Genomic DNA, 25,759 nt, shown 5'->3' with positions numbered 1-25,759 from the left:
GGCCCGCCGGCCGCACGTTTCGTGCACAGGGGCGGCGACGCGGAGTGGCGCTCCACAGATCCGGACGCTCCCGGCACCGGCGCCTTCGGCCGTCAGAGCATGGGCGCATGCCGGCTCTTCTCGTCCCGCCCCGACTCGTCCCGTCGCCGCTGCCGCTGCTCACGCCGCGAGATGCGGCCATCCGCCTCGATCTCGCCGAGCGTCGCGGCGAGGTGCGCCGCGTCGCTCGCGGCGTGTACGTGGACGATGCCGGCTGGAGCGCGCTGCCTCCCTGGGGCCGGTACCTGGTGCGCGTGCACGCGGCGGCGCTCACCCATCCCGGCGCCACGCTGTTCCTCGAGTCGGCGGCCGCCGTGCTGGGGCTGCCCGTGCTCGCCGAGCCGGAGGAGGTTCACCTGCTCACCGAGACCGGCACCGCGCGGGCGTCGGGCGGCGTGCGCATCCACCAGAGTCGGTACCCGCGCGAGGTCGTGGAGGTCGACGGTCTGCGCGTCGTCTCGCCGACCGACACCGCCATCGACATCGCTCGTTCCCGTCATCTCGCCGCCGGCGTCGCGATCTTCGACGCGCTGCTGCGCCGTTCGGATGCTCCCACTCGCGACGACCTCGTGAAGATGAACGGGGACCGGCCCGTCGGTCGCGGCTGTGGCAGGGCATCGGAGGCGATCGCGTCCGCGAATCCGCTGGCCGAGACGCCGCTCGAGTCGGTGAGCCGATGCGCGGCGACCTGGCTGGGCTATGACGAGCCCCTTCTTCAGAGGCAGATCACGACGAGGGATGGCCGCACGCAGCGGGTGGACATGTGGTGGCCGCACGCGCGCGTGATCGGCGAGGCGGATGGCGCGGTCAAGTACGACGGCACATACGGCGCGCCGGCGGAGGTCGTGCTCGCAGAGAAGCAGCGCGACCGGCTGCTGCGCGAGCATGCGAACGTGGCGCGGTGGGGATGGCGGGAGGTGCGCGACCCGCGTGAGCTCGACGAGGCTCTCCGCGCCGCCGGCCTGGTGCGGCGAAGGCTGCCCCGATACGCGCTGCTCGCGACGCTTCCCGCGGCGCCAGCCGCGGCACCCGCCGCCGAGCGCTGACTCGCCCGACGCGGCTGTCGCGCAGGCGATGCCCTCGCTGATGCTCGGAGACTGCGTGCCTCACGCCCGGTGCGGGAGCAGCGCCGGCGGGCGCGAGCGGACGCGCGGTGTCGAAGCGGCGGAGCGGGTTCGGAGCACCGCGTTCCTGGCAGCGGAATCGGGCGGCATCGCGCGGGCGCACACGCCGATGCTCCGAGACCGCGTGCTTCGCACGAGCCGTGGGAGCCGCGGGCCTGTCGGCGAGCGTTTGCGCAGTCTCGGGCCGCCAAGGCTCGCCCCGCGCAATGGCGACGTCCCGGAGCGATGGGGCTGTCTCGCCGAGCATGCCCCTGTCGATCCTCCGAGACCGCGTGCGCTACGCGCGGTGCCGGAGCGCTGACGATGCGCGTGAGCGATCGCGCAGTCTCGGAGGATTCCGCGTCCCCCGGCCCGGGCACCGCGCGAGCACACCGCCCCACACCCACGCGCCGCCGCGCGCCGCCGGGGCGCGTGAGACCCCCGGCGTAGGCTGGCGGCATGCGCGTGCTCGGCATCGACCCCGGTCTCACCCGCTGCGGTGTCGGCGTCGTCGACGTGCGGCGGGACCGCACGGCGACCCTCGTGCACGTGGCGGTCGTCCGCTCGCCGGTGGACGCGTCGGTCGCCGAACGGCTCGCGATCATCGCCGCCGGCATCCGCGTCGTCCTCGAGGAGCACCGTCCGGAGGTCGTTGCCGTCGAGCGCGTCTTCGCGCAGCAGAACCGCTCCACGGTCATGGGCACCGCGCAGGCCGCGGGCGTCGCCCTGCTGCTCGCGGCCGAGGCCGGCCTTCCGACCGCGACGCACACCCCGAGCGAGGTGAAGGCCGCGATCACCGGATACGGGTCCGCGGACAAGCTGCAGGTGCAGACCATGGTCGCCCGCGTGCTGCGGCTCGAGGAGCTCCCTCGCCCCGCGGATGCGGCGGACGCGCTCGCTCTCGCGCTGTGCCACGCGTGGCGCGGCGCGCCGGCGGAGGCCACAGCGGGCGAGGCGCTCACGCCCGCCCAGCGCGCATGGGCCGAAGCCGAGAAGCGCACGCGCAACCGCGGCGCCCTCGCACGCTGAGCGTGTCGCATCGAACATAGGTACGATCGCACCGTAGGCTGGCTGTCATGATCTCGACACTGCGCGGAACCGTGCTGCACACCGGATCCGACAGCGTGATCGTCGAGGTGGGCGGCGTCGGCTTCTCGGTGGCCGTGCCGGTCGACGTCGCGCGCATCGCGAGGCAGGGGGAGGAGCTCTTCCTCCATACGCACCTCATCGTGCGCGAGGACCAGCTCGCGCTGTTCGGCTTCGCCGAGCGCGAGGAGCTCGAGGTGTTCGCGATCCTCCTCGGCGTCACCGGCGTCGGTCCGAAGTCCGCCCTCGGCGTGCTGTCCGGTCTCACCATCGATCAGATCGCCGAGGCGGTCGCGAACGAGGACGACAAGCCGTTCCGCAAGGTCTCCGGCATCGGCCCGAAGACCGCCAAGCTCATCGCCCTGCAGCTGCAGGGGCGGCTCGCGCCGCCGTCACCGGCCGCCGCGGCGGGCGGGGCGGCAGCGCCCGACGCGGTGATCGCGCAGGTCACCCAGGCCGTCGCCGGTCTCGGATGGCCCGAGCGCGTCGCGGTGGACGCGGTCGCGTCGGCCGCGGAGTCGGCCTCCGACGCCGACCGCGCGTCGGTGCCCGCCCTCCTGCGCCTGACGCTCGCCGCGCTCGGCCCCGCGCAGCCGGGAGGCGCTCGTGGCTGAGCGCGACGCCATCTCGCCGGAGCCCGCTGACGACACCGAGCTCGCCATCGAGGGGGCGCTGCGCCCGGCGAGCCTGAACGAGTTCGTCGGCCAGCACAAGGTGCGCGGGCAGCTCCAGCTCCTCCTCGACGCCGCGCGCATCCAGGAGCGGCCCGCAGACCACATCCTCCTCGCAGGCCCTCCCGGCCTCGGCAAGACCACCCTGGCGATGATCATCGCCCACGAGAGCGAGCGGCCCCTGCGCATGTCGAGCGGCCCGGCCATCCAGCACGCCGGCGACCTCGCCGCGCTGCTGTCGAGTCTCGTGCCCGGGGAGGTGCTCTTCATCGACGAGATCCATCGGATGGCCCGCACGGCCGAGGAGATGCTGTATCTCGCCATGGAGGACTTCCGCATCGACATCATGGTGGGAAAGGGCGCCGGCGCGACGAGCATCCCGCTGGACCTCGCTCCGTTCACCCTCGTCGGCGCGACGACCCGATCGGGCATGCTGCCGAACCCGCTGCGCGACCGGTTCGGGTTCACCGCGCACCTCGAGTACTACGAGCCCGAGGAGCTCGAGCAGGTCATCGCCCGCTCCGCGCGCGTCATCGGGATGCACCTGGCGGGCCCGCAGCGCGACGAGATCGCGCGCCGCTCGCGCGGCACGCCCCGCATCGCGAACCGGCTGCTGCGCCGCGTGCGCGACTACGCGCTCGTGCGCGGCGGTGGCCGGGCGGCGTCGCTCGAGGACGTCCGGGCGGCGCTCGAGCTGTACGACGTCGACGCGATCGGACTGGACCGGCTCGACCGGGCCGTGCTGGACGCCCTCGTGCGGCGGTTCCGCGGCGGCCCCGTGGGACTCGGCACGCTGGCGGTCTCCGTGGGCGAGGAGGCCGACACGGTCGAGAGCGTCGTGGAGCCCTACCTCGTGCGCATCGGCTTCATGGGGCGCACGCCGCGCGGCCGCGTCGCCACCCCCGAGGCCTATGCGCACCTCGGCGTGGCGCACGCCGCGCACGGTCAGACGGCGCTGAAACTCGATGACCTATAATCGCTGGAGACTTCCGCCGGGCTCTCCGGCGTCGTTCCCCTCGAGCCGAAGACGGCTCACGCACGTCTGAAAGGCGCATCCTCCATGGATCTTCTCCTCCTCGTCGTCCTGGCCGCGCTGCTGGTGTTCATGTTCACCAGCTCCCGCCGCCGCACCAAGAAGATGAAGGAGGAGCAGGAGCGCCGTCAGGCTCAGATGGTCCCGGGCGCCCGGGTGATGACGCGCAGCGGCATCTTCGGCACCATCGTCTCCTTCGACGCGGACGACCTCACGCAGGCCGCCGAGATCGAGGTCGCACCCGGTGTCGTCATCGAGGTGCACGCGCAGGCGCTCGACCTGGCTCCGGAGACGTCCGCTGTCGCGGCCGACGCGGCCGATGGCGAGGTCGCGGACGTCGAGCCCGCAACGCAGCAGGACGAGCTGCTGAACCTCAGCGGGGCAGACGTGGAGCGCCCGGTCGACGACGCGCCGCGCGTGGACGGCCTGGACGACATCGAGGGCGGCCGCCGCCCCGGTGACGACAAGCCGCAGAACTGACACCCCCTCATCTCGGGCCCTCGGGCCGACCGGAAAGCTGACGTCTCGTGGCGACATCCTCACCCGTGCGCAGAGCTGTGCGCACCCTCACCGGCCTCCTCGTCCTCACGGCGGTGCTCTTCGGCGTGAACGCGCTCGGCGTGCACGTGTTCAAGGAGAGCGCCTGGGTTCCCGAGCTCGCGCTCGACCTGCAGGGCGGCACGCAGATCGTGCTCGAGGCGCAGACCGCGGACGAGACCCCGTCCGACGAGCAGATGCGCCAGGCGGTGACGATCATCCGACAGCGCGTGGACGCCTCCGGCGTCTCCGAGGCCGAGGTGACCACGCAGGGCGCGAACAACATCGTCGTGCAGATCCCCGGCGTCGCCGATGAGGCGACGCGCGAGCGCATCGAGGCGAGCGCGCAGATGCAGCTCCGTAAGGTGCTCTACGCCGACGTGGCCGCCAACACCTTCGTCGGCGAGGACGGCGAGAGCACGCCGTACCCGACGCCCGACCCGTCCCTCGCGGCCACGCCGACGGTCGAGCCGACGGCGGGCAACGACCCGAACTGGATCACGCCCGCTCTGCAGGCGCAGTTCTTCGCGTACGACTGCGCGCAGCCGTCCGACCCGGCTGAGGCCGCCGACGACCAGCCGCTCATCGCGTGCGACGAGACCGGGTCCGCGAAGTACCTCCTCGGCCCGCTCGAGATGGACGGCTCGTCGATCTCCGACGCGCAGGCCGTCGTCGATCAGCAGAACGGCCAGTGGGCCGTGCAGCTTCGCTTCGACGGCGAGGGCACGAAGACGTTCGGCGAGATCAGCCAGCAGCTCTACGGCCAGGCGCAGCCCGCGAACATGTTCGCGTTCGTGCTCGACGGCCAGGTCATCTCCGCGCCCACCATGGACGCGGTCATCACGAACGGCCGCCCCAGCATCTCCGGTCAGGGCATCACGCAGGAGACCGCGCAGGTCCTGGCCGACCAGCTGAAGTTCGGCGCCCTGCCGATCAGCTTCGAGGTCGTCTCCTCCGACACCATCTCCGCGACGCTCGGCTCGCAGCAGCTGCAGATCGGCCTCATCGCCGGCCTCATCGGCCTCGGCCTCGTCGCGCTGTACGTCGTGGCGATCAGCTACCGCGCACTCGGCTTCGTGATCATCGCCTCGCTCGCGGTGATGGCGGTGCTGACCTACATCCTGCTGTGCATCCTGTCGTGGCGCGTGGGGTACCGCCTGTCGCTCGCGGGCGTCGCGGGGCTCATCGTCACGATCGGCTTCACCGCCGACTCGTTCATCGTCTACTTCGAGCGCATCCGAGACGAGCTGCGCGACGGCAAGACGATCACCGGGGCGGTCGAAGACGGCTGGGCACGCGCCAAGCGCACGATCTACATCTCGAAGTCGATCAACATCCTCGCGGCCGTGGTGCTGTACATCCTCGCCGACGCGACCGTGAAGGGATTCGCGTTCACGCTCGGTCTCACCACCGTGCTCGACATCCTGATCTTCATCATCTTCACCCACCCGGTCATGCAGCTGCTCGCGCGCACCCGCTTCTTCGGCGGCGGCCATCCGCTGTCGGGGCTCGACCCCGATTCGCTCGGCGCCGTCTTCCGCGGGCGCGCGCAGTTCCGCACGCCGGCGGTCACCTCGCCGCGCAGCACCCGCGCGCGCGGTGAAGCCGAGCGACGTCAGACCATCGCAGAACGCAAGGAAGCCGAGCGCCGCGCAGGCGAGCGCCTCGGCACGGAGGAGAACGTCTGATGGGCTCGATGGGACAGTGGGGCAACGACCTCTACACCGGCAAGGCGTCGGTTCCGTTCGTCGCCCGCCGGAAGCTCTGGTTCATCATCGCCATCGTGCTCGTGGCGATCTCGGTGCTCGCGCCGTTCGTGCGGGGTGTCGATCTCTCGATCGAGTTCACCGGCGGCTCGCAGTTCACCGTCTCGGCACCCGACTCCACGGACCAGGCCATCGCGACCGACGCCGTGCACTCGGTCGACGGAGAGGCCGAGGCCAAGGTCACCGTGGTCGGCGGCACGGACATCCGCGTGCAGACCACGCAGCTGTCGCAGGACGAGACCCGTGAGGTCTCGGCGGCCCTCGCCGAGGGCTACGGCGTCGACGCGACCGAGGTGACCGACTCGTTCATCGGCCCGACCTGGGGTGCGGATGTCACGCGCCAGTCGCTGTGGGGCCTCGTCGTCTTCCTCGTGCTGACGTTCGTCATCCTCGCGATCTACTTCCGCACCTGGAAGATGTCGGTTGCGGCGATCATCGGCCTCGTCGACGTGCTCGTGATCACGATCGGCGTCTACGCGCTGGCGGGCTTCGCGATCTCGCCTGCGGCGGTGATCGGATTCCTCACGATCCTCGGCTACTCGCTCTACGACACCACGGTGGTCTTCGACAAGATCCGCGAGAACACCGCGGAGGACGGCGAGATCTCCGGGCGGACGTTCGGGGAGTCGGTCAACCTCGGCGTCAACCAGACCCTCGTCCGCTCCATCAACACGTCGATCGTGGCCGCGCTGCCGGTCGCGGCCATCCTCTTCATCGGCGTGATCTGGCTCGGCGCCGAGACGCTCTCCGACATCTCGCTGTCGATCTTCGTCGGCATCCTCGTCGCGACCTACTCGACGCTGTTCGTGTCGGCGCCGCTCTACTCGCTGATGCGCGAGAAGGAGCCGGCGATCGCCCAGCGCGACCAGCGCGTGCTCGGAGCCCGCGCTTGACCGCGGCCCTCGTGCGCCGTGAGGCGGGCTTAGGATGATGTCCACGCCCGGCGGCCGGGGGAGGAGGACGATGCCCGACAGCAGCCCCACGAGCCTGCGACGGCTCGTGCCGCGGATCTTCTCGCGGGCGCCTCGCTACGCGGATCTCTCGAAGCTGCTGGCCTCGGTGCGCTCGAACCACCCGCGCGGCGACGTCGCCATCATCGAGAAGGCGTACCAGGTGGCCGCCGAGCGGCACCGTGGCCAGAAGCGTCAGAGCGGCGAGCCCTACATCACCCATCCGCTGGCGGTCGCGGAGATCCTCGCCGAGCTGGGCCTCGGCCCGAAGGCCATCGCCGCTGCGCTCCTGCACGACACCGTGGAGGACACCGGCTACCCGCTCGAGGACCTCCGCTCGGAGTTCGGCGACGAGGTCGCGCTCCTCGTCGACGGCGTCACGAAGCTCGACAAGGTCAAGTACGGCGAGAGCGCGCAGGCCGAGACCGTCCGCAAGATGATCGTCGCGATGTCGAAGGACATCCGGGTGCTCGTCATCAAGCTCGCCGACCGCCTGCACAACGCCCGCACCTGGGGCTTCGTCCCGCCGGAGAAGGCGAAGAAGAAGGCCACCGAGACCCTCGAGATCTACGCGCCGCTCGCGCACCGCCTGGGCATCCAGGCGATCAAGTCCGAGCTCGAGGACCTGTCGTTCGCGGTGCTGTACCCGAAGATCTACAACGAGATCGACAGCCTCGTGAAGCAGCGCACCCCGCAGCGCGAACAGTACGTGCAGCGGGTCATCGACGACGTCAGCATCGACCTGCACGAGCTGCGGATCCGCGGCGCCGTTGTGGGCCGGCCCAAGCAGCTGTACTCCGTGTACCAGAAAATGATCGTCCGCGGACGCGAGTTCGACGACATCTACGACCTCATCGGCATCCGGGTCATCGTGAGCAGCGTGCGCGACTGCTACGCCGTGCTCGGCGCGATCCACGCCCGCTGGACGCCGCTTCCGGGGCGCTTCAAGGACTACATCGCCACTCCGAAGTTCAACCTCTATCGGTCGCTGCACACGACCGTGATCGGCCCTGGCGGCCGCACGGTCGAGATCCAGATCCGCACGCAGGAGATGCATCAGCAGGCCGAGTACGGCGTCGCCGCGCACTGGAAGTACAAGGAGCGGATGGCCTCGGGCCAGGAGGACGGGCGTCTCTCCGACACCGACATGGCGTGGGTCGCCCGCCTCAGCGACTGGCAGGCCGAGACGAAGGACCCCGGCGAGTTCCTGGACTCGCTGCGCTACGAGATCGGCGCGAAGGAGGTCTACGTCTTCACGCCCAAGGGGCGCGTGATCGGGCTCCCCGCCGGTGCGACGCCGGTCGACTTCGCGTACGCGGTGCACACAGAGATCGGCCATCGCACGATGGGCGCGAAGGTCAACGGCCGTCTCGTGCCGCTGGATTCGCAGCTGAGCTCGGGCGATATCGTCGAGGTCTTCACGTCGAAGAACCCCGACGCGGGCCCGAGCCACGACTGGCTCGAGTTCGTCAAGAGCTCGCGCGCGCGCAACAAGATCCGCGGCTGGTTCACCAAGGAGCGCCGTGACGAGGCGATCGAGCAGGGCAAGGAGGCCATCGCCCGCGCGATGCGCCGCCAGAACATGCCGCTGCAGAACCTCAAGGACTCGCTGGCCGAGGTCGCGCACCAGCTGCGGCTCGAGGACGTCTCGGCGCTCTACGCGGCCGTGGGCGAGGGGCACACCTCGACGCAGTCGGTGCTCGAGAAGGTCACGGCGCTGCACCAGACGTCGGAGCCGGCGACCGGCCTCATCGACCTGCCGTCGAGCCCCTCGCGCAGCAAGTCGCGCGGCGGCGACTCGGGCGTGCTCGTGCGCGGCGCCGACGACATCCTCGTCAAGCTCGCGAAGTGCTGCACGCCGGTGCCCGGCGACGAGATCGTCGGGTTCATCACCCGCGGTCAGGGCGTCTCGGTGCACCGTGCGGACTGCACCAACGTGCGGGCGCTGAAGGACAACCCCGAGCGCATGATCGACGTGGAGTGGGCGCCGACGACCAAGAGCGTCTTCCTCGTGCAGATCCAGGTCGAGGCCCTCGATCGCGGCGGGCTGCTCTCCGACATCACGCGCGTGCTCACCGAGCATCACGTCAACATCCTCTCGGCGAACGTGTCCACCACGCGCGAACGCCTCGCGATCTCGCGCTACGTGTTCGAGATGGGCGACACCGTGCATCTCGACCGCGTGCTCAACGCGGTGCGCCGCATCGACGGCGTCTACGACGTCTACCGCGTGACCTCCTCCTGAGCTGGCTCGGCGGGGGTGCCCTCGTCGAGCGAGCGCAGAAGCGCGACCGCCGCGACGGCGTGAGTGCGCCGCGGGTGCGCGGCGAACCAGGCGATCGCCGTCGCCCGCGTGGTCGCGTCGCGCGCGAGCACGAGGGCGGCACGTCCGGCGTCGGTGTGAAGCGGGTCGGGTCGCACGGCGTCACGGGCGAGGTCGGCGAGCGTGCGGGCCCTGGTCGACACCGCGGTCGCGCCGAGGAGCTCGACGTCGGCGGGAGCGAGCTCCTGGTCGTGGAAGCGCACCCTGCGGTCGAGGGTGCGGGTGGTGCGCCACGGCACCGCCCGCTGCACGTCGAGGGGCTGCGGCAGTCGGCAGGCGGCTCCGTGGATCCAGGCCGCGGCCATCCCGACGTACGCGCAGCTCGTGCTGAGCAGCGGGGCGAGGGCGGCGGCCCGCACCGCCGGCGGCGTCGGGGCATCGGCCGGCAGATACCCGACGCCGAGCGGCACGAGCTCGCCGTCGAGGCAGGACGCCTGCAGCTCGGCGACGCTGAAGCGCCCGCCCGGGAAGAGGACGCCCGACACGGTCATGCTCGCCAGTGTGCCGCGGCTGGTCGGGGTGGCGCGGATGCCTGTGGACGGACGAAGCGGCCCCGTCCGGATGGACGGGGCCGCTTCTCGCGTCGGGGGATCAGCCGCCGATGGCGCGCAGCCAGGCCTGACGGGCCTCCAGGGCCTCCTTGGCGTCGGCGATCGCACGCGGGTCGCCCTGCGCCTCCGCGGCGGCGAGCTCCTCCTGCAGCTTCTCGATCGCGTCGCGCAGCTGACCGCCGAGATCGTTGGCACGCGCCTTCGTCTCGGGGTTGTTGCGCTTCCAGTCCAGGTCCTCGCGCTGCTTGAGCTCCTGCTCGATGCGGCGCATCTGGTCGTCGAGGCCGCGCTCCACGTCGCGCGGGAAGATGCGGCCGACCTCGTCCCAGCGGCGCTGGATGCCGGTGAGGATGCGACGCGCCTCGGTCAGATCCTTCGTGTCGGCGACGACCTTGGCCTCCTCGAGGAGCGCGCGGCGCGCCTCGATGCGCGGGGCGGACTCGGCCTGCTCCGCCTGGTCGCGCTCCGTGCGCGCCTGGTACAGCGCGTCGCCCGCCGCCTTGAAGCGAGCCCAGAGCGCGTCGTCGGCCTTGCGGCCGGCGCGGCCCGAGCGCTTCCACTCGTCCAGCAGCGTGCGGTAGGCGGGGATCCCGTCCTCACCGCGCGGAGCGAGGGCCTCGGCGCGCTCGATGAGCCGGTTCTTCGCGTCGCGCGCCGACTTGTGCACTTCGTCGAGCTCGGCGAAGAAGGCGCGGCGCTGCCGCTCGACCGTCGAGCGCGCGTCGCGGAAGCGCTTCCAGAGGGCCTGAGCCTGCGCCTTCGGCAGACGCGGGCCGTTCTGCTGGTGGCTCTGCCACGCGGCGAAGAGGTCGGCGAGGTCGGCGGTCGCCTGCTTCCACTGCACGGTCTTCGGGTCGCGGGCGGCGAGCGCCTCCGCCTTCTCGACGATGCCGGTCCGTTCGACGATGGCAGCGTCCACAGCGGCCCGCGCGGCGGCGGCCTCCTCGGCCGTCGCCTCGGCGAGGGCCTCGATGAGAGCGGTCAGACGCTGCTCCAGCCCGGCGAGGTCGCCCACGGCGGTGGCGCCGGCGACGTCCTTCTGCAGGCGCGTGGCCTGTCCGCGCAGGTCGCTCGCCGATGCGCCGCCGCGAGTGCGGCGCTGCTCGAGCGTCGACACCTTGAACTCCAGGTCGGCGAACTTCCGCACGAAGTAGTCCAGCGCCTCCTGCGGCGTGCCGTCGGGGAACTCGCCCACGACGCGCCACTGGTCGCCCTCGCGGACCGACACGACGCCGTTCTCCGTCACGCGGCCCCAGGTCTCCTCGATGACGACCTCGCCGGGCTCGGCGGGCGCCTCGGCCGGTGCGGCGTCGGCCGCGGCGGGTGCGGCGTCGCCCTGCTCGGACGTCGTCCAACCGGCACCAGGCGCGGGCTCGGCGCCTGCACCCTCGGTCGCCTCAGCAGCCGCGGCGCCGTCCGCCGGCAGCTCGGTGCCCGCCGCGGTCGTCGGCTCCGGCGCGGACCCCGGCTCGGGCGCCCCGGCGGGGGTCTGCTCGTCGGCGGACTCCGCTCCGGTCGGCGCGGGGATGGCGCCGGCCTCGATCAGAGCGCTGTCGGCCACCGCCTGAAGCGTGAGCGCATCAGCGGGAGAGGCCGACGAGGCTGCGTCGTCCGCAGACGCGGTCGCCGCGGCGGGAGTCTCCTCGGGCGCGGAGTCGGACGGGGTGGTGTGGTCGGGAATCGACACGGGAATCTCCTTGCGCGGGGGTCCGCGGGAGGGGAACAGGACGCGCCCAGCCTAGTACGCGCGGTCGCTCAGGTCAGCGGGAGAGTGCGAATCATTCCGCCGCGCGGACGCGTGACGAGCTCGCGGAGCCGGCACGGCCATCCAGCGCGGCGTCGGAGGCGCCGACTAGCCTGGAGGGATGACCTCCGCCGCGCTCTTCCAGGGGCAGACGCCGCTCGCCGTGCGGATGCGCCCGACGTCGCTGGACGAGGTCGCCGGTCAGGCGCATCTGCTGCGCCCGGGCTCGCCCATCGTCGCGCTGGCCGATCCCAACGGCACCAAGCCGGGCACGGTCTCCGTGATCCTGTGGGGCCCGCCGGGCACCGGCAAGACCACGCTCGCCCAGGCGATCGCGCGCTCGTCGGGACGACGCTTCGTCGAGCTGTCCGCGATCACCGCGGGGGTGAAGGACGTGCGCGAGGTCATGCAGGAGGCGCTGAATCAGCGGGACCTCTACGGCCAGTCGACCATTCTCTTCCTCGACGAGATCCACCGCTTCACGAAGGCCCAGCAGGACGCGCTGCTGCCCGGCGTGGAGAACGGCTGGGTCATCCTCATCGCGGCCACCACCGAGAACCCCTCGTTCTCGGTCATCTCGCCGCTGCTCTCGCGGTCGCTCCTGCTCACCCTGCAGCCGCTCACCGACGACGATCTCGGCGACCTCATCGATCGCGCGGTGTCCGACGCGCGCGGCCTCGCGGGCGCGGTGGCGCTCGCACCGGAGGCCCGCGCGGCTCTCATCCAGCTCGCCTCCGGCGACGCCCGGCGCGCACTGACCGCCCTCGAGGCGAGCGCGGGCGTCGCGGCATCCGAGAGCGCGGGCGACGTCGAGAAGGACACCGTGAGCGAGCCGGCCCTGGTGACGGCGGATCACGTCGCCCAGGCGGTGGACCGCGCGCTCCTGCGCTACGACCGGCAGGGCGACGAGCACTACGACGTCATCAGCGCGTTCATCAAGTCCATCCGCGGCTCCGACCCCGACGCCGCCGTGCACTACCTCGCCCGCATGATCGAGGCCGGCGAGGACCCGCGCTTCATCGCACGGCGCCTGGTCGTGCACGCAGCCGAGGACATCGGCCTCGCCGACCCGCAGGCCCTGCAGATCGCGGTGGCCGCCGCCGACGCCGTCGCGTTCATCGGCATGCCGGAGGGGCGCATCCCGCTCGCCGAGGCCACGATCTACCTCGCGACCGCTGCCAAGTCGAACGCGGCCTACCGTGCGATCGGGGCCGCCATCGCCGACGTGAAGGCCGGGCGGATGGGGCCGGTCCCCAAGCACCTGCGTGATGCGCACTATGCGGGGGCGAAGCGACTGGGGCACGGCAAGGGCTACCGCTACCCGCACGACAGCGACGTCGGCGTGGTGCCGCAGCAGTACCTGCCCGACGAGCTCGTCGGCACGCGGTACTACGAGCCCACGCAGCACGGCGGCGAGCGCGAGGTGTCCGCCCGCCTCGAGCGGATCCGCCGCATCCTCGAGGGCTGACGGCGATCCCGATGGGCGTCGGGCGCCCTCCGCTGCTGGGAGCGGCCTCGGCGGCCGGAGAGTCCTCGTCTGATAGGCTGAATCGGCTCGAAATCCGAGCACATCCCTCTTCGCAGTTCCTTCGGGCAGTCCGGCGTACGCCCCCAACGGGAGAAGAGCGATGTACGTCCGTGTGTCCGCGACATCCGCGGCCACGTGAAAGGAAACCATGGTCACCAAGTCCCAGGACCGCCGCAAGGTCCGCCTGTCGCGCGCGCTCGGCGTCGCGCTCACCCCGAAGGCCGCGCGCTACCTCGAGAAGCGCCCCTACGGCCCCGGCCAGCACGGCCGCACCAAGCGCAAGGCTGACAGCGACTACGCCGTCCGTCTGCGTGAGAAGCAGCGTCTCCGCGAGCAGTACGGCATCCGCGAGAAGCAGCTCCGCATCGCCTTCAACGAGGCGCGTCGCCAGGACGGCCTGACGGGTGAGAACCTCGTCGAGCTCCTCGAGATGCGTCTGGACGCGCTCGTGCTGCGTTCGGGCTTCGCCCGCACCACCGCGCAGGCTCGCCAGTTCGTCGTGCACCGTCACATCACCGTCGACGGCAACATCGTCGACCGTCCGTCGTTCCGGGTGAAGCCGGGTCAGACGATCGAGGTCAAGGCCAAGAGCGAGGCGCTCGAGCCGTTCCAGGTCGCGGCCGCCGGCGGTCACGCCGAGGTCCTGCCGAACGTCCCCGGCTACCTCGAGGTCGACCTCGACAAGCTCCAGGCGAAGCTCGTGCGTCGCCCGAAGCGCGTCGAGGTGCCGGTCACCTGTGAGGTCCAGCTCGTGGTCGAGTACTACGCGGCGCGCTGATCGCACATCGCGATGAGCGCGGGAGGGCGCCGGGGCTTCGTGCCCTGGCGCCCTCTCGCTTCCCGCCCGACGTTGCGCCCTAGGATGGGATGGCGCTGCGCGTCGCGTGCGGCGCCGACACACGCGACGGGCGCGAGGACGGATGACATGAAGAAGCTGCTGTGGTTCCTGCTGGGGCTCGCCGGAGGCCTGGTCGTCGGGCACCTCCTGAACAAGGACCCGCGCGGACACGAGCTGCTGGGATCCATCGACCGCCGGATCGACGAGTTCGCCGACCGCATGTCCGACGCGTACTACGCCGAGGCCGCCCGGCGCGACGGCGACGAGCCCGCCTGACCCTCACACTCCTGCGGCCGCCCGACCGGCGGCCGCTTTCGCACGTACACCGAAGGACGTTTCCCTCCTCATGAAGACCGCGGAGATCGCGCAGCGCTACCTCGACTACTTCGAGAAGAACGACCACACCATCGTTCCCTCGGCATCGCTCGTGAGCGACGACCCGTCGATCATGTTCACGATCGCCGGCATGGTGCCGTTCATCCCGTACCTCACCGGCGTGGTGCCCGCGCCGTATGCGCGCGCCGCCGACGTGCAGAAGTGCATCCGCACGAACGACATCGAGGAGGTCGGGAAGACGGCCCGTCACGGCACGTTCTTCCAGATGCTGGGCAACTGGTCGTTCGGCGACTACTTCAAGGAGGGCGCGATCTCCTACGCCTGGGAGCTGCTCACCTCGAACGAGGCGGATGGCGGCCTCGGGTTCGACGAGCGCGACCTGTGGGTGACGGTCTACGAGGACGACGATGAGGCCGCCGCGCTGTGGCGCAAGATCGCCGGGATCCCCGCGGAGCGCATCCAACGGCTCGGCCGCGCCGACAACTTCTGGACCACGGGCCAGCCCGGCCCCGCCGGCCCCTGCTCGGAGATCTACGTCGACCGCGGCCCCGCGTACGGCCGCGACGGCGGACCCGCCGTCGACGACGGGCGCTTCCTGGAGATCTGGAACCTCGTGTTCATGCAGAACTCCATCACCAACGTGCGCTCGAAGACGGAGTTCGACATCGTCGGCGAGTTGCCGAAGAAGAACATCGACACCGGCATGGGCCTCGAGCGCGTGGCGTTCCTCAAGCAGGGCGTCGAGAACATGTACGAGACCGACCAGGTCCGCCCGGTCCTCGACCGCGCCGTGGAGCTCTCGGGTCGCCGCTACGGCGCCGACCAGGGCGACGACGTGCGCTTCCGCGTGATCGCGGACCACGTGCGCTCGTCCCTCATGCTGCTCAGCGACGGCGTCACCCCCTCCAACGAGGGCCGCGGCTACATCCTGCGCCGCCTCATGCGCCGCACCGTGCGCTCGATGCGCCTGCTCGGGGTCGAGGAGGCGACGTTCCCCGCCCTGTTCGAGGCATCGCGCGACGCCATGAAGGACGGCTACCCGGTCGTCGAGCAGGACTGGCAGCGGATCTCCTCCTACGCGTTCGCGGAGGAGGAGACGTTCCTGCGCACGCTCACTGCGGGCTCGACCATCCTCGACACCGCCGTGGCCAGGACCAAGGCCTCGGGCGGCGCCACGCTCGCCGGCCCCGAGGCGTTCCTCCTGCACGACACGTACGGCTTCCCCATCGACCTCACGCTCGAGATCGCGGAGGAGGCGGGCCTCGGCGTCGACCGCGACGCGTTCGACGGCCTCATGCAGGAGCAGAAGCAGCGCGCGAAGGCCGACGCCCGTTCGCGCAAGCGGGCCATCGCCGACGTCGGCGTGTACCGCGAGTTCCGCGCGCTCGGCGAGACGGAGTTCACGGGGTACACCGACCTCGAGACGCAGTCGAGCGTGCTCGGCGTGCTCGTCGACGGCGAGAGCCGGGGGAGCGCCACGCAGGGGCAGATCGCCGAGGTCATCCTCGCCGAGACGTCGCTGTACGCGGAGTCGGGCGGTCAGGTGGCCGACAAGGGCGCCATCGTCGGACCCGGGTTCGAGCTCGAGGTCCTCGACGTGCAGCGCCCCGTGCCCGGCCTCGTGAGCCACACCGTCGAGGTCACGCGCGGCGAGGTGGGCGTCGGCCAGCCGGCGACCACGGTCGTCGACGCTGCGAACCGTCGTGCTGCGACGCAGGCGCACTCCGCCACCCACCTCGTGCACGCCGCCCTCCGCGACACGCTGGGCAAGGGCGCGACGCAGGCCGGGTCGCTCAACCGCGCCGGCTACCTGCGCTTCGACTTCACCTGGGGACAGCCGCTCAGCCCGGCCACGCGCAGCGAGATCGAGGAGATCGCCAACAACGCCGTGCGCGACAACCTCGAGGTCACCACGCGCGTGCTGACGCTGGAGGAGGCGAAGGCAGCCGGCGCCATGGCCCTGTTCGGCGAGAAGTACGGCGACCGCGTGCGGATGGTCGACATCGGCGGGCCGTGGTCGCGCGAGCTCTGCGGCGGCACTCACGTGTCGACCTCTGCGGAGATCGGTCTCGTCTCCATCACCGGCGAGTCGTCGGTGGGCGCGTCGAACCGCCGCGTCGAAGCCCTCGTGGGTCTCGACGCCTTCCGCGAGCTGACCGCGGAGCGCGCGCTCGTGAACGAGCTCACCGCGGCGCTGAAGACCCCGCGCGAGCAGCTGCCCACCCGCGTCGCCGAGCTCGCGGCGAGCCTCAAGGCCGCCGAGAAGCGCATCGCGCAGTACGAGGCCAAGGCGCTGGCCGAGCGCGTGCCGGCCCTCGCCGACAGCGCAGCCCGTGTCGGCTCGGTGCGCCTCGTCGCGGAGTCGCTCGGCGCGGTCGGATCGCAGGACGACGTCCGCGCGCTCGTCACTCAGGTGCGCGAGCGGCTCGGGTCCGACGCCGCGGTCGTCGCCCTCGCGGGCGAGGTCGCGGGGCGGCCCGTGGTCATCGTCGCCACGAACGAGGCCGCGCGCGGCGCCGGTGCGAAGGCCGGCGCCCTCGCCAAGGCCGCGGCGTCGGCCCTGGGCGGCGGCGGCGGCGGTCGCGACGACATGGCGCAGGGCGGCGGCACCGACGCGACCGCCGTGCCCACCGCGCTCGCGGCCATCCGCACGGGCCTGGCGGCTGCATGACCGGCTTCCGCCGCGGGGTGCGCCTCGGCGTCGACGTGGGCAAGGCCCGCGTCGGCGTCGCGCGGTGCGACGCCGACGGCATGCTCGCCGTCCCGGTGGAGACGGTGCCGCGCGGCGAGCGATCGATCGCGCGCATCGTCGAGCTGGCCGCCGAGCACGGTCCGCTCGAGCTCGTGGTGGGCCTGCCGCTCAACATGCGCGGCGACGACACGCCGTCGACGCAGGACGCGCGCGACTTCGCCGCCGAGCTCTCGCGCGCGCAGTCCGCGCCCGTGCGGATGGTCGACGAGCGACTCAGCACAGTGAGCGCGCACGCGGCGCTGCGCCAGTCCGGGCGGTCGCAGAAGGGGTCGCGCGGAATCGTCGACCAGGTCGCCGCTGTCGTGCTGCTGCAGCACGCCGTCGACACGGAGAAGCAGACGGGGGCCGCGCCCGGCATCCTCGTCGGCACCGATTTGGAGTAAGGCAGACGCATGTCCGATCCCTCGAATCCCGACGAGCGCGAGCTCACCCGCCGCGAGCGCCGCGAGCAGGAGCTCGCCGCGGAGGCCCGACGGAAGCTGCCGAGCGCCGCTGCTCACGAGGTGGCGAGCGCGGCCCGACCCGAGCCGCCTGCGGCCGAGCGGGCCGCGGCGCAGGCCCTTCCCGAGCACCGCCCCGCCGGCCTGGAGGATCTCTTCACTCCGGAGAACGAGCATCGGCCCGTGAAGCGCCGGGCGAGCCGCGCCGGCTGCCTGATCGCCGCGGTCATCGTGCTCGCGCTTCTGGCCGGCGCCGGCGCCGGCGCCCTGTGGGCGTGGAACACGTACGGCGAGCGGATCGCCGAGGCGATGGGCTGGGACGGCCCGCATGACTACGAGGAAGGCGAGGCCACCGGGGAGGCGACGGTGACCATCGCCGAGGGGGACACCGGGCAGGTGATCTCGAAGACGCTGCACGACGCGGGCGTCACCCTCGAGGAGGACTCCTTCTACCGTCACCTCATCGAGATCGGCGACGACGGCGCGCTGCAGCCGGGCGTCTACCAGCTGCAGCAGAAGATGACCTCGGCGGCCGCTCTGGCCGCGCTGCAGGACCCGGCGTCGCGCCTCGAGAACACCGTGCTCATCACGGAGGGCAGCTTCGCCGCCGACGCACTCGCGAACATCGCCGAAGCCACCGACATCCCGCTCGAGGACCTGCAGGCCGCCGCGGACGACTACACGCGCTTCGGCGTGCCGGCGGAGGCGCCGAGCATCGAGGGCTTCCTGTTCCCGGCCACCTACACGTTCGACCCGGACGCGACCGCCGACGACGTGATCCAGCAGCTCGTGGACGAGATGTTCGAGCGCCTCGACGCGCAGGGCGTGGCGCCGGAGAACCGCTTCGAGATCCTCACGATGGCCGCTCTCGTGCAGCGCGAGTCCGGCGGCGAGGCCGACATGCCGAAGATCGCGCGCGTGTTCGCCAACCGCGTGGACGAGGGGATGCTCCTGCAGTCGGATGCGACCGTCGCCTACGGCGCGGACAGCACGCACACGGTGTGGACGACCGACGAGCAGCGCGCCGACGCCTCCAACCCGTACAACACGTACGTGCACGAGGGCATGCCGGCGGGCCCGATCGGCCTGCCCGGTGAGGCGGCCATCGCCGCGGCGATCTCGCCCGCCGACGGCGACTGGCTCTATTTCGTGCCGGTGAACCTCGAGACGGGGGAGACCGTCTTCTCCAGCACCCTCCAGGAGCATGAGGCCGCCGTCGCCCGCCTTCAGGAATGGTGCCGCGCGAGCGAGGAGAATGCCGTCTACTGTGAGTGACATCCGCCTCGAGGTGTGGGGCGACCCCATCGCGCACAGTCGGTCGCCGCAGCTGCACGGCGCCGCCTATCGCGCTCTGGGCCTCGACTGGGCCTTCGAACGGCGGCGCGTCGACGAGGGCGGGTTCGCCGACGCGCTCGCGTCCCTCGACGCCCGCTGGCGCGGTCTCGCGGTCACCATGCCGCTCAAGGCGCAGGCCTTTCGCGCGGCGGGCAGGCGGTGCCGTCGGGCGGAGCTCACCGGAGCGGTGAACACGCTGTCGTTCGGCGCGAGTGGCGAGCGGCTCTCGTCGCCGGACGGGCACAACACCGACGTCGGCGGCATCGTCCGCGCGCTGGAAGAGCTCGGCATCGCCGCGGCCGCGACCGCCCGGATCGTCGGCGCCGGTGCCACCGCTGCGTCGGCCCTCGTCGCGCTCGGCGAGATGGGCGCAGAGCGGGTGGAGGTCGTCGCGCGTCGGCCCGAGGCCGTCGCTCCGCTCGCCGCGATCGGAGAGCGCGCAGGCATGGTGGTCGTGGCAGCGCCCTTCGATGCCCCGCACGCGGCCGTCGACCTCACCGTGGCCACCCTGCCCGGCGGGACCGCGCTTCCGGCCGCGCACGGCGAGGCTCTGGCGGCGGCGGGCGGGACGCTGTTCGACGCCGCGTACGCGCCCTGGCCCTCGGCCCTCGCCGCGGCGTGGCCGGCGGGCGCCGCGCACTCGGGTCTCGGGATGCTGCTGCACCAGGCGGTGCTGCAGGTGCGCGTGTTCGTCGCGGGCGACGTCGAGGCCGAGCTGCCCGACGAGGCGGCGGTGGTGGCCGCGATGCGCTCCGCGCTCATGGGAGACTAGTGGCCATGCTCCGCGTGCTCACGGCCGGCGAATCCCACGGCCCCGAACTCATCGCCATCATGGAGGGACTGCCCGCAGGCGTCCCCGTCACGGCTGCGGCCATCCAGGCCGACCTGCAGCGTCGCAAGCTCGGCTACGGGCGCGGGTCGCGGATGAAGTTCGAGCAGGACGAGCTGTCGATCTCCGGCGGCATCCGCCACGGCCTCAGCATGGGCAGCCCCATCGCGCTGCGGATCGGCAACACCGAGTGGCCGAAGTGGACCGAGGTGATGAGCGCCGAACCGGTCGAGCTCAGCGACAGATCACGCGGCCGCGGCGCCCCGCTGACCCGGCCGCGCCCGGGGCACGCCGATCTGGTGGGCATGCAGAAGTACGGCTTCGACGAGGCCCGTCCGATCCTCGAGCGCGCGAGCGCGCGGGAGACCGCCGCGCGCGTCGCGCTCGGCGCCGTCGCCCGCTGCTTCCTCGCCGAGCTCGGCATCGGGCTCGTGAGCCACACGCTCTCCATCGGGCCCGTCCGGGTCCCCGATGAGGCCGCGCTGCCCGCACCCGCCGACGTCGCCGCGCTCGACGCCGATCCCCTGCGGTGCTTCCACCCGGCCACGAGCGAGCGCATGGTGGCGGAGGTCGACGCGGCCAAGAAGGACGGCGACACCCTCGGCGGCATCGTCGAGGTGCTCGCGTACGGCCTGCCGCCGGGGCTCGGATCGCACGTGCAGTGGGACCGCCGTCTCGACGCGAAGCTCGCGCAGGCGCTCATGAGCATCCAGGCCATCAAGGGGGTCGAGGTCGGCGACGGCTTCGAGACCACCCGGCGCCGCGGCTCCGCCGCCCACGACGAGCTCTTCGCGGGCGATGACGGCATCGCGCGCGGGTCGGACCGCGCGGGCGGCACCGAGGGTGGGATGTCCACGGGAACCGTCCTGCGCGTGCGCGCGGGGATGAAGCCCATCGCGACCGTGCCCCGCGCCCTGCAGACCGTCGACGTCGCCACCGGCGACACCGCCTCCGCCCACCACCAGCGCTCCGACGTGTGCGCGGTGCCGGCGGCGGGGGTCGTCGCCGAGGCCATGGTGGCGATCGTCCTGGCCGAGGTGGTCCTGGAGAAGTTCGGCGGCGACAGCGTCGCGGAGACCCGCCGCAACCTCGAGAGCTACCTCGCGGCCATCCCCGAGACGCAGCGGACCGCAGCGCTCGCGCATGACCTCGCCCGCTGACCCCCGCGGCGCGATCGTTCTCGTCGGGCCGATGGGCGCCGGCAAGACCAGCATCGGCCGCCGCGTCGCGCGCGCCCTCGCCCTGCCCTTCATCGACACCGACGCGGAGATCGTCCGCGCGCACGGGCCCATCGCCGCCATCTTCGCCCAGGACGGCGAGGAGCGCTTCCGCGCGCTCGAGCGCGACGCGGTGCGGACCGCGCTCGAGCGATCGGGCGTCGTCGCGCTGGGCGGCGGCGCCGTCCTCGCCGCGGAGACGCGCGCACTGCTGCGCGCGCACCGCGTGGTGCTGCTGGACGTCGACGAGGCCGCCATCGCCCACCGCATCCGCGGTCAGAAGCGGCCGCTGCTGAACGGCGGCGGCGACCCGGTCGCGGACTGGAAGCGCATCCGCGACGCGCGAGCACCGCTGTACGCGGAGGTCGCGGACGCCGTCTTCGACACGTCACACGGACCCACCCAGGGCGCCGTCGACCGCATCGTCGCGTGGGTGCGCGGCGAAGGGCCGGCAGACCGCCAGCCGAGCGCGCGCACCGCGCGCACCGAGGAGGACACATGAGCGACACCGTCATCAGCGTGACGGGAACACCCGGCTACGACGTCATCGTCGGCAGCGGCGTCCTGGCGCGTCTCGGCGACGCGCTGCCGCCCGCGGCGACGAAGGTGCTCATCGTGCACCAGCCGTCGCTCGGCGCGCGTGCCGAGCAGCTGCGCGCGGAGCTCGTCGAGGCCGGCGGGCGCGAGATCCTCCTCGCCGAGGTGCCCGATGCCGAGCAGGCCAAGCGCGTCGAGGTGGCGGCCTTCTGCTGGCAGATCATGGGCCAGGCCGACTTCACCCGCAGCGACGCCGTCGTGGGACTCGGCGGCGGCGCCGTGACCGACCTGGCCGGTTTCGTCGCGGCGACCTGGCTGCGCGGCGTCGACGTCGTGCAGATCCCCACCACCGTCCTCGGGATGGTCGACGCCGCGGTCGGCGGGAAGACCGCCATCAACACGGCGGAGGGGAAGAACCTCGTCGGCGCCTTCTGGGCGCCGCGTGCCGTGCTCTGCGACTTCGACCTGCTGGCCACGCTGCCTGAGAACGAGGCGGTCGCGGGCTTCGCCGAGGTCGTGAAGGCGGGGTTCATCCGGTACCCGGAGATCCTCGACATCGTCGAGGCAGACCCGACCCGGGCGACCGACCCGACCACCCCGGAGTTCCGCCGCTGCATCGAGCTGGCCATCCGGATGAAGGCCGACGTCGTGGGGGAGGACTTCCGCGAATCAGGGGTGCGCGAGACGCTCAACTACGGCCACACGCTGGGGCACGCGATCGAGCACGCCGAACGCTACCGGTGGCGCCACGGCGCCGCCGTGTCGATCGGCATGATGTACGCCGCGGAGCTCTCGCGACTGGCGGGACGACTGTCGGATGCCGCCGTCGACCGGCACCGCGCCGTCCTCACGTCCCTCGGCCTCCCCACCACCTACCGGGCGGGGGCGTGGCAGCAGCTGCTCGCCACCATGCAGCGCGACAAGAAGGCGCGAGCCGGGATGCTGCGGTTCGTGCTCCTGGACGACATCGGCAAGCCCACGCTCGCCCAGGCGCCCGACGAATCGCTCCTCTTCGCCGCGTATCAGGAGATCGCCGAGGAGAGCGCGGGTCGCATCATCTCGACCGGCGGTGCGTGATTAGGATGAACCCCATCACTTCGAGGAAGGCCCCTGCCATGAAGCGCATCTCGTCCCGTGCGGTGACCGCACTGATCGTCACCAGCACCGCCGGGCTCGCCCTGGCCGGCTGCGCATCCGGCGGCGAGGAGCCCGAAGCCTCGGCCGGCGGCGTCCAGCTCGTCGAGTCCGGCAAGCTCACGGTCTGCTCCGACATCCCCTACGAGCCCTTCGAGTTCATCGACGAGGACGGCGAGTACGTCGGCTTCGACATGGACATCGCGGCCGCCATCGCGGAGGACCTCGACGTCGAGCTCGAGGTCATCGTGGACTCCTTCGAGTCGATCCAGTCCGGCCTGTCGTTCGACAAGTGCGACCTCGCGATCTCCTCCATCTCCATCACGGAGGAGCGCAAGGGCAACATGGACTTCTCCGAGCCCTACATGGACGACGACCTCACGCTGATCGCCGCCGACGGCTCCGGCGTCGAGGACCTCGAGTCCGCCGCTGGCAAGGTCGTCGGCGTGCAGTCCGGCACCACCGGTGAGGCGTACGCGCAGGAGAACGGGATCTCCCCGGTCGGCTTCGAGAACGCGGGCCTGCAGCTGGAGGCGCTCAAGGCCGGCACCGTCGACGCCGTGCTCGGCAACGTCTCCGTGCTCGGCTACGGCATCAAGGACGAAGAGGGCTTCACGCGCGTCGCCGACTTCGAGACCGGCGAGCAGCTGGGCATCGCGGCCGAGAAGGGCGACACCGAGCTGATGGACGTCGTCAACGGCACGCTGCAGCGCCTGACCGACTCCGGCGAGCTGGACGAGCTGAAGTCGACCTGGTTCGGCGACGGCGCGTAAGGGGCACGCGGTGGCCCTGACCGCACGGCAGCGCGCGCGGACCAGCCAGTACGTCCAGGGCGGCATCTTCGTCGTCGTCCTGGTCGTCCTGGCGATCAGCGTCGACTGGCCGCGCGTGCTGAACTCGTTCTTCGACTTCCCTGCCGTCGCGGGCATGTTCCCCGGGGTGATCCTCGTCGGCCTCAAGAACACCATCCTCTACACGCTGGTGTCGTTCGCGCTCGGGCTGACGCTCGGCCTGCTGCTGGCGCTCATGAAGATCGCGTCGTTCCCGCCCTACCGCTGGATCGCCACGGCCTACATCGAGTTCTTCCGCGGCATCCCGGCGCTCCTCGTCTTCATCGCGTTCGGCTTCGGCGTTCCGGCGGCCTTCCCCGGCACGCGCTGGCCGACGATGCTCGTGGTCATGCTGTCGCTCGGCATCGTGGCGGCGGCCTACATCGCGGAGACGCTGCGCGCGGGCCTGCAGGCCGTGCCGCGCGGCCAGTACGAGGCCGCTCGCTCGCTCGGCATGCCCGGCTGGCGCGCGATGCTCACGATCGTCATCCCGCAGGCCTTCCGCATCGTGCTCCCGCCGCTCACGAACGAGTTCATCCTCGTGACCAAGGACACGTCGCTGATCTACGTCATCGGCCTGGCCGCGTCGAGCTTCGAGCTCACCAAGCTCGGGCGCGACGGCATCCTGCAGTACGGCGCAGGCATCACGCCGCTCGTCGTGGCGGGCGCCATGTACCTGATCATCACCCTGCCGCTCAGCCAGCTCTCCCGCCGGTTCGAGTCGCGAGCGGCGAAGGCCGCGCGATGAGCCCTCGAGGAGGAGACATGACCGACAGCTCCCAGCCGGAGGCGCACTTCGGCGTGACGATCCAGGGACTCCACAAGGCCTTCGGGTCGAACGAGGTCCTCAAGGGCATCGACCTCGAGGTCCGGCCCGGCGAGGTCGTCTGCCTGATCGGGCCGTCCGGCTCCGGGAAGTCCACCCTGCTGCGCTGCGTGAACCTGCTCGAGGCGCCGAGCGGCGGCTCCGTGCAGGTGGGCGGCCGCGAGGTGACCGACCCCGACGTCGACATCGACGAGCTGCGCCGCCACGTGGGGATGGTGTTCCAGCAGTTCAACCTCTTCCCGCACCTCACGGTGCTGGAGAACTGCACCGTCGCGCAGATCAAGGTGCTGCGGCGCGGCCGCGAGGAGGCCCAGCGCGTCGCCCGCGAGAACCTCGCGAAGGTGGGGCTCGCCGACTTCGACGAGCGCTACCCCGACCAGCTCTCCGGCGGTCAGCAGCAGCGGGTCGCGATCGCGCGGTCGCTCTCCATGGATCCCCACCTCATGCTCTTCGATGAGCCCACCTCCGCCCTCGACCCCGAGACCGTCGGCGACGTGCTCGCGATCATGCGCGGGCTCGCCCGCGACGGCATGACGATGCTCGTCGTCACGCACGAGATGGAGTTCGCCCGGGTCGTGGCCGATCGCGTCGTCTTCATGGACGGCGGCGTCGTCGTGGAGGAAGGACCGGCCGAGCAGGTCATCTCCGCCCCGCAGACGCCGCGCATGCAGGACTTCCTCAAGCGGGTCATCCATCCGACGCACGTGGATCTGAACTAGAATCTTCTCTCGGTCCCGCGCGGGCCCCGCCCCTTCCGACGAACGATCCACACGAACGGACCGAATACGCACATGGCATCCACCGCAGACATCAAGAACGGCGTCGTCCTCGCCATCGACGGACAGCTCTGGAGCGTGGTGGAGTTCCAGCACGTCAAGCCCGGCAAGGGCGGCGCATTCGTGCGCACCAAGCTCAAGAACGTCGTCTCCGGCAAGGTCGTCGACCGCACGTTCAACGCCGGCGCCAAGGTCGACATCCAGAACGTCGACCGCCGCGACTTCACGTACCTCTACAACGACGGAGAGTCGTTCGTGTTCATGGACGCGACGGACTACGACCAGATCAACGTGCCGGGCACCGTCGTCGGCGACGCCGCGAACTTCCTCCTGGAGAACCAGCTCGTCACGATCGCGCTGCACGACGGCCTCCCGCTCTACGTCGAGATGCCCGCGTCCGTCGTCCTCGAGATCACGTACACCGAGCCCGGCCTGCAGGGAGACCGCTCGTCGGCCGGCACCAAGTCCGCCACGGTGGAGACCGGCGCCGAGATCCAGGTGCCGCTGTTCCTCGAGACCGGCACGAAGGTCAAGGTCGACACCCGCACGGGCGACTACCTCGGCCGCGTCAACTGAGC

At 71.7% G+C, this 25,759-nt stretch carries 24 protein-coding genes; 22 read left to right on the top strand and 2 right to left on the bottom strand.

The annotated features are described in order from the left end of the window. Nucleotides 1-107 precede the first annotated feature (107 nt). From QWJ90_RS06150 to QWJ90_RS06115, 8 genes are all read left to right on the top strand, one after another. Nucleotides 108-1,085: a hypothetical protein gene (locus tag QWJ90_RS06150; RefSeq protein WP_290106815.1), complete on the top strand. Its 978-nt coding sequence runs from the start codon at nt 108-110 to the stop codon at nt 1,083-1,085. A 516-nt stretch (nt 1,086-1,601) separates the two neighbouring features. Next, nucleotides 1,602-2,171 (top strand): crossover junction endodeoxyribonuclease RuvC, encoded by a 570-nt coding sequence (gene ruvC, locus QWJ90_RS06145; protein ID WP_290106814.1) that lies wholly within the window; start codon nt 1,602-1,604, stop codon nt 2,169-2,171. A gap of 47 nt (nt 2,172-2,218) precedes the next feature. After that, the gene (gene ruvA, locus QWJ90_RS06140; RefSeq protein ID WP_290106813.1) at nt 2,219-2,842 is read left to right on the top strand and encodes a Holliday junction branch migration protein RuvA; all 624 of its coding nucleotides are present in this window, start codon (nt 2,219-2,221) and stop codon (nt 2,840-2,842) included. Beyond that, nucleotides 2,835-3,875 carry a Holliday junction branch migration DNA helicase RuvB gene (gene ruvB / locus QWJ90_RS06135; protein WP_290106812.1) on the top strand — a complete coding sequence of 347 codons (1,041 nt, stop codon included), beginning with the start codon at nt 2,835-2,837 and terminating at the stop codon, nt 3,873-3,875. The genes ruvA and ruvB overlap by 8 nt, the downstream gene beginning before the upstream one ends. 84 nt (nt 3,876-3,959) lie before the next feature. Continuing rightward, nucleotides 3,960-4,412, top strand: a complete 453-nt coding sequence (locus QWJ90_RS06130) for a preprotein translocase subunit YajC (RefSeq protein ID WP_290106811.1) — start codon at nt 3,960-3,962, stop codon at nt 4,410-4,412. A gap of 47 nt (nt 4,413-4,459) precedes the next feature. Next, nucleotides 4,460-6,157, top strand: coding sequence for a protein translocase subunit SecD (gene secD / locus QWJ90_RS06125; protein ID WP_290106810.1), 1,698 nt, complete (start codon nt 4,460-4,462; stop codon nt 6,155-6,157). Further along, a complete protein-coding gene (gene secF, locus QWJ90_RS06120; RefSeq protein ID WP_290106809.1) occupies nt 6,157-7,128 on the top strand; it encodes a protein translocase subunit SecF in 972 nt (323 codons plus the stop codon). The genes secD and secF overlap by 1 nt, the downstream gene beginning before the upstream one ends. 70 nt (nt 7,129-7,198) lie before the next feature. Continuing rightward, nucleotides 7,199-9,430, top strand: a complete 2,232-nt coding sequence (locus QWJ90_RS06115) for a RelA/SpoT family protein (protein WP_290106808.1) — start codon at nt 7,199-7,201, stop codon at nt 9,428-9,430. Here the strand turns inward: QWJ90_RS06115 and QWJ90_RS06110 are convergent. Then, on the bottom strand, nt 9,409-9,999 hold the full coding sequence (locus QWJ90_RS06110) for a hypothetical protein (protein ID WP_290106807.1): 591 nt from the start codon (nt 9,997-9,999) through the stop codon (nt 9,409-9,411). The genes QWJ90_RS06115 and QWJ90_RS06110 overlap by 22 nt on opposite strands. 100 nt (nt 10,000-10,099) lie before the next feature. Then, on the bottom strand, nt 10,100-11,746 hold the full coding sequence (locus QWJ90_RS06105) for a DUF349 domain-containing protein (protein WP_290106806.1): 1,647 nt from the start codon (nt 11,744-11,746) through the stop codon (nt 10,100-10,102). Nucleotides 11,747-11,924: 178 nt separating this feature from the next. On the opposite strand from QWJ90_RS06105, the gene QWJ90_RS06100 reads away from it, so the two are divergent. The 14 genes from QWJ90_RS06100 to efp all read left to right on the top strand — a co-directional run bounded on the left by QWJ90_RS06100 (nt 11,925) and on the right by efp (nt 25,757). Next, nucleotides 11,925-13,271, top strand: coding sequence for a replication-associated recombination protein A (locus QWJ90_RS06100; RefSeq protein ID WP_290106805.1), 1,347 nt, complete (start codon nt 11,925-11,927; stop codon nt 13,269-13,271). 208 nt (nt 13,272-13,479) lie between these two features. Continuing rightward, a complete protein-coding gene (rpsD, locus tag QWJ90_RS06095; protein WP_156241366.1) occupies nt 13,480-14,109 on the top strand; it encodes a 30S ribosomal protein S4 in 630 nt (209 codons plus the stop codon). 147 nt (nt 14,110-14,256) lie between these two features. Beyond that, on the top strand, nt 14,257-14,445 hold the full coding sequence (locus QWJ90_RS06090) for a hypothetical protein (RefSeq protein WP_290106804.1): 189 nt from the start codon (nt 14,257-14,259) through the stop codon (nt 14,443-14,445). Nucleotides 14,446-14,515: 70 nt separating this feature from the next. Further along, nucleotides 14,516-17,176, top strand: coding sequence for an alanine--tRNA ligase (gene alaS / locus QWJ90_RS06085; RefSeq protein ID WP_290106803.1), 2,661 nt, complete (start codon nt 14,516-14,518; stop codon nt 17,174-17,176). Beyond that, nucleotides 17,173-17,640: a Holliday junction resolvase RuvX gene (gene ruvX / locus QWJ90_RS06080; protein WP_290106802.1), complete on the top strand. Its 468-nt coding sequence runs from the start codon at nt 17,173-17,175 to the stop codon at nt 17,638-17,640. Before alaS ends, ruvX begins: the two co-directional genes overlap by 4 nt. A gap of 9 nt (nt 17,641-17,649) precedes the next feature. Further along, a complete protein-coding gene (mltG, locus tag QWJ90_RS06075) occupies nt 17,650-18,972 on the top strand; it encodes an endolytic transglycosylase MltG (protein WP_290106801.1) in 1,323 nt (440 codons plus the stop codon). Next, on the top strand, nt 18,965-19,804 hold the full coding sequence (locus QWJ90_RS06070) for a shikimate dehydrogenase family protein (protein ID WP_354670420.1): 840 nt from the start codon (nt 18,965-18,967) through the stop codon (nt 19,802-19,804). The genes mltG and QWJ90_RS06070 overlap by 8 nt, the downstream gene beginning before the upstream one ends. 5 nt (nt 19,805-19,809) lie before the next feature. Next, complete coding sequence (aroC, locus tag QWJ90_RS06065) at nt 19,810-21,021, top strand: chorismate synthase (protein ID WP_290106799.1); 1,212 nt, start codon at nt 19,810-19,812, stop codon at nt 21,019-21,021. Continuing rightward, on the top strand, nt 21,005-21,580 hold the full coding sequence (locus tag QWJ90_RS06060) for a shikimate kinase (protein WP_290106798.1): 576 nt from the start codon (nt 21,005-21,007) through the stop codon (nt 21,578-21,580). The genes aroC and QWJ90_RS06060 overlap by 17 nt, the downstream gene beginning before the upstream one ends. Then, entirely contained in the window at nt 21,577-22,692 is a 1,116-nt protein-coding gene (gene aroB / locus QWJ90_RS06055; protein WP_290106797.1) for a 3-dehydroquinate synthase, read from the top strand. Before QWJ90_RS06060 ends, aroB begins: the two co-directional genes overlap by 4 nt. A gap of 38 nt (nt 22,693-22,730) precedes the next feature. Continuing rightward, nucleotides 22,731-23,522: an ABC transporter substrate-binding protein gene (locus QWJ90_RS06050; protein WP_290106796.1), complete on the top strand. Its 792-nt coding sequence runs from the start codon at nt 22,731-22,733 to the stop codon at nt 23,520-23,522. 10 nt (nt 23,523-23,532) lie between these two features. Beyond that, nucleotides 23,533-24,327: an amino acid ABC transporter permease gene (locus tag QWJ90_RS06045; protein ID WP_290106795.1), complete on the top strand. Its 795-nt coding sequence runs from the start codon at nt 23,533-23,535 to the stop codon at nt 24,325-24,327. 17 nt (nt 24,328-24,344) lie between these two features. Then, on the top strand, nt 24,345-25,124 hold the full coding sequence (locus tag QWJ90_RS06040; protein ID WP_290106794.1) for an amino acid ABC transporter ATP-binding protein: 780 nt from the start codon (nt 24,345-24,347) through the stop codon (nt 25,122-25,124). Between the two features lie 72 nt (nt 25,125-25,196). Further along, a complete protein-coding gene (efp, locus tag QWJ90_RS06035; RefSeq protein ID WP_156241345.1) occupies nt 25,197-25,757 on the top strand; it encodes an elongation factor P in 561 nt (186 codons plus the stop codon). Nucleotides 25,758-25,759: the final 2 nt, after the last annotated feature.

The sequence above is a fragment of the Microbacterium oryzae genome (assembly GCF_030406385.1).
Classification (GTDB): Bacteria; Actinomycetota; Actinomycetes; order Actinomycetales; family Microbacteriaceae; genus Microbacterium; species Microbacterium oryzae_A.
This window is presented reverse-complemented; position numbering and strand designations above follow the sequence as displayed.

Excerpts from the sequence above, each read along its gene's own strand:
- QWJ90_RS06150 (WP_290106815.1), top strand. The coding sequence starts at position 108 with ATGCCGGCTCTTCTCGTCCCGCCCCGACTCGTCCCGTCGCCGCTGCCG.
- ruvC (WP_290106814.1), top strand. The coding sequence starts at position 1,602 with ATGCGCGTGCTCGGCATCGACCCCGGTCTCACCCGCTGCGGTGTCGGC.
- ruvA (WP_290106813.1), top strand. The coding sequence starts at position 2,219 with ATGATCTCGACACTGCGCGGAACCGTGCTGCACACCGGATCCGACAGC.
- QWJ90_RS06130 (WP_290106811.1), top strand. The coding sequence starts at position 3,960 with ATGGATCTTCTCCTCCTCGTCGTCCTGGCCGCGCTGCTGGTGTTCATG.
- secF (WP_290106809.1), top strand. The coding sequence starts at position 6,157 with ATGGGCTCGATGGGACAGTGGGGCAACGACCTCTACACCGGCAAGGCG.
- QWJ90_RS06115 (WP_290106808.1), top strand. The coding sequence starts at position 7,199 with ATGCCCGACAGCAGCCCCACGAGCCTGCGACGGCTCGTGCCGCGGATC.
- QWJ90_RS06110 (WP_290106807.1), bottom strand. The coding sequence starts at position 9,999 with ATGACCGTGTCGGGCGTCCTCTTCCCGGGCGGGCGCTTCAGCGTCGCC.
- QWJ90_RS06100 (WP_290106805.1), top strand. The coding sequence starts at position 11,925 with ATGACCTCCGCCGCGCTCTTCCAGGGGCAGACGCCGCTCGCCGTGCGG.
- rpsD (WP_156241366.1), top strand. The coding sequence starts at position 13,480 with ATGGTCACCAAGTCCCAGGACCGCCGCAAGGTCCGCCTGTCGCGCGCG.
- QWJ90_RS06090 (WP_290106804.1), top strand. The coding sequence starts at position 14,257 with ATGAAGAAGCTGCTGTGGTTCCTGCTGGGGCTCGCCGGAGGCCTGGTC.
- alaS (WP_290106803.1), top strand. The coding sequence starts at position 14,516 with ATGAAGACCGCGGAGATCGCGCAGCGCTACCTCGACTACTTCGAGAAG.
- ruvX (WP_290106802.1), top strand. The coding sequence starts at position 17,173 with ATGACCGGCTTCCGCCGCGGGGTGCGCCTCGGCGTCGACGTGGGCAAG.
- mltG (WP_290106801.1), top strand. The coding sequence starts at position 17,650 with ATGTCCGATCCCTCGAATCCCGACGAGCGCGAGCTCACCCGCCGCGAG.
- aroC (WP_290106799.1), top strand. The coding sequence starts at position 19,810 with ATGCTCCGCGTGCTCACGGCCGGCGAATCCCACGGCCCCGAACTCATC.
- QWJ90_RS06060 (WP_290106798.1), top strand. The coding sequence starts at position 21,005 with ATGACCTCGCCCGCTGACCCCCGCGGCGCGATCGTTCTCGTCGGGCCG.
- aroB (WP_290106797.1), top strand. The coding sequence starts at position 21,577 with ATGAGCGACACCGTCATCAGCGTGACGGGAACACCCGGCTACGACGTC.
- QWJ90_RS06050 (WP_290106796.1), top strand. The coding sequence starts at position 22,731 with ATGAAGCGCATCTCGTCCCGTGCGGTGACCGCACTGATCGTCACCAGC.
- QWJ90_RS06040 (WP_290106794.1), top strand. The coding sequence starts at position 24,345 with ATGACCGACAGCTCCCAGCCGGAGGCGCACTTCGGCGTGACGATCCAG.
- efp (WP_156241345.1), top strand. The coding sequence starts at position 25,197 with ATGGCATCCACCGCAGACATCAAGAACGGCGTCGTCCTCGCCATCGAC.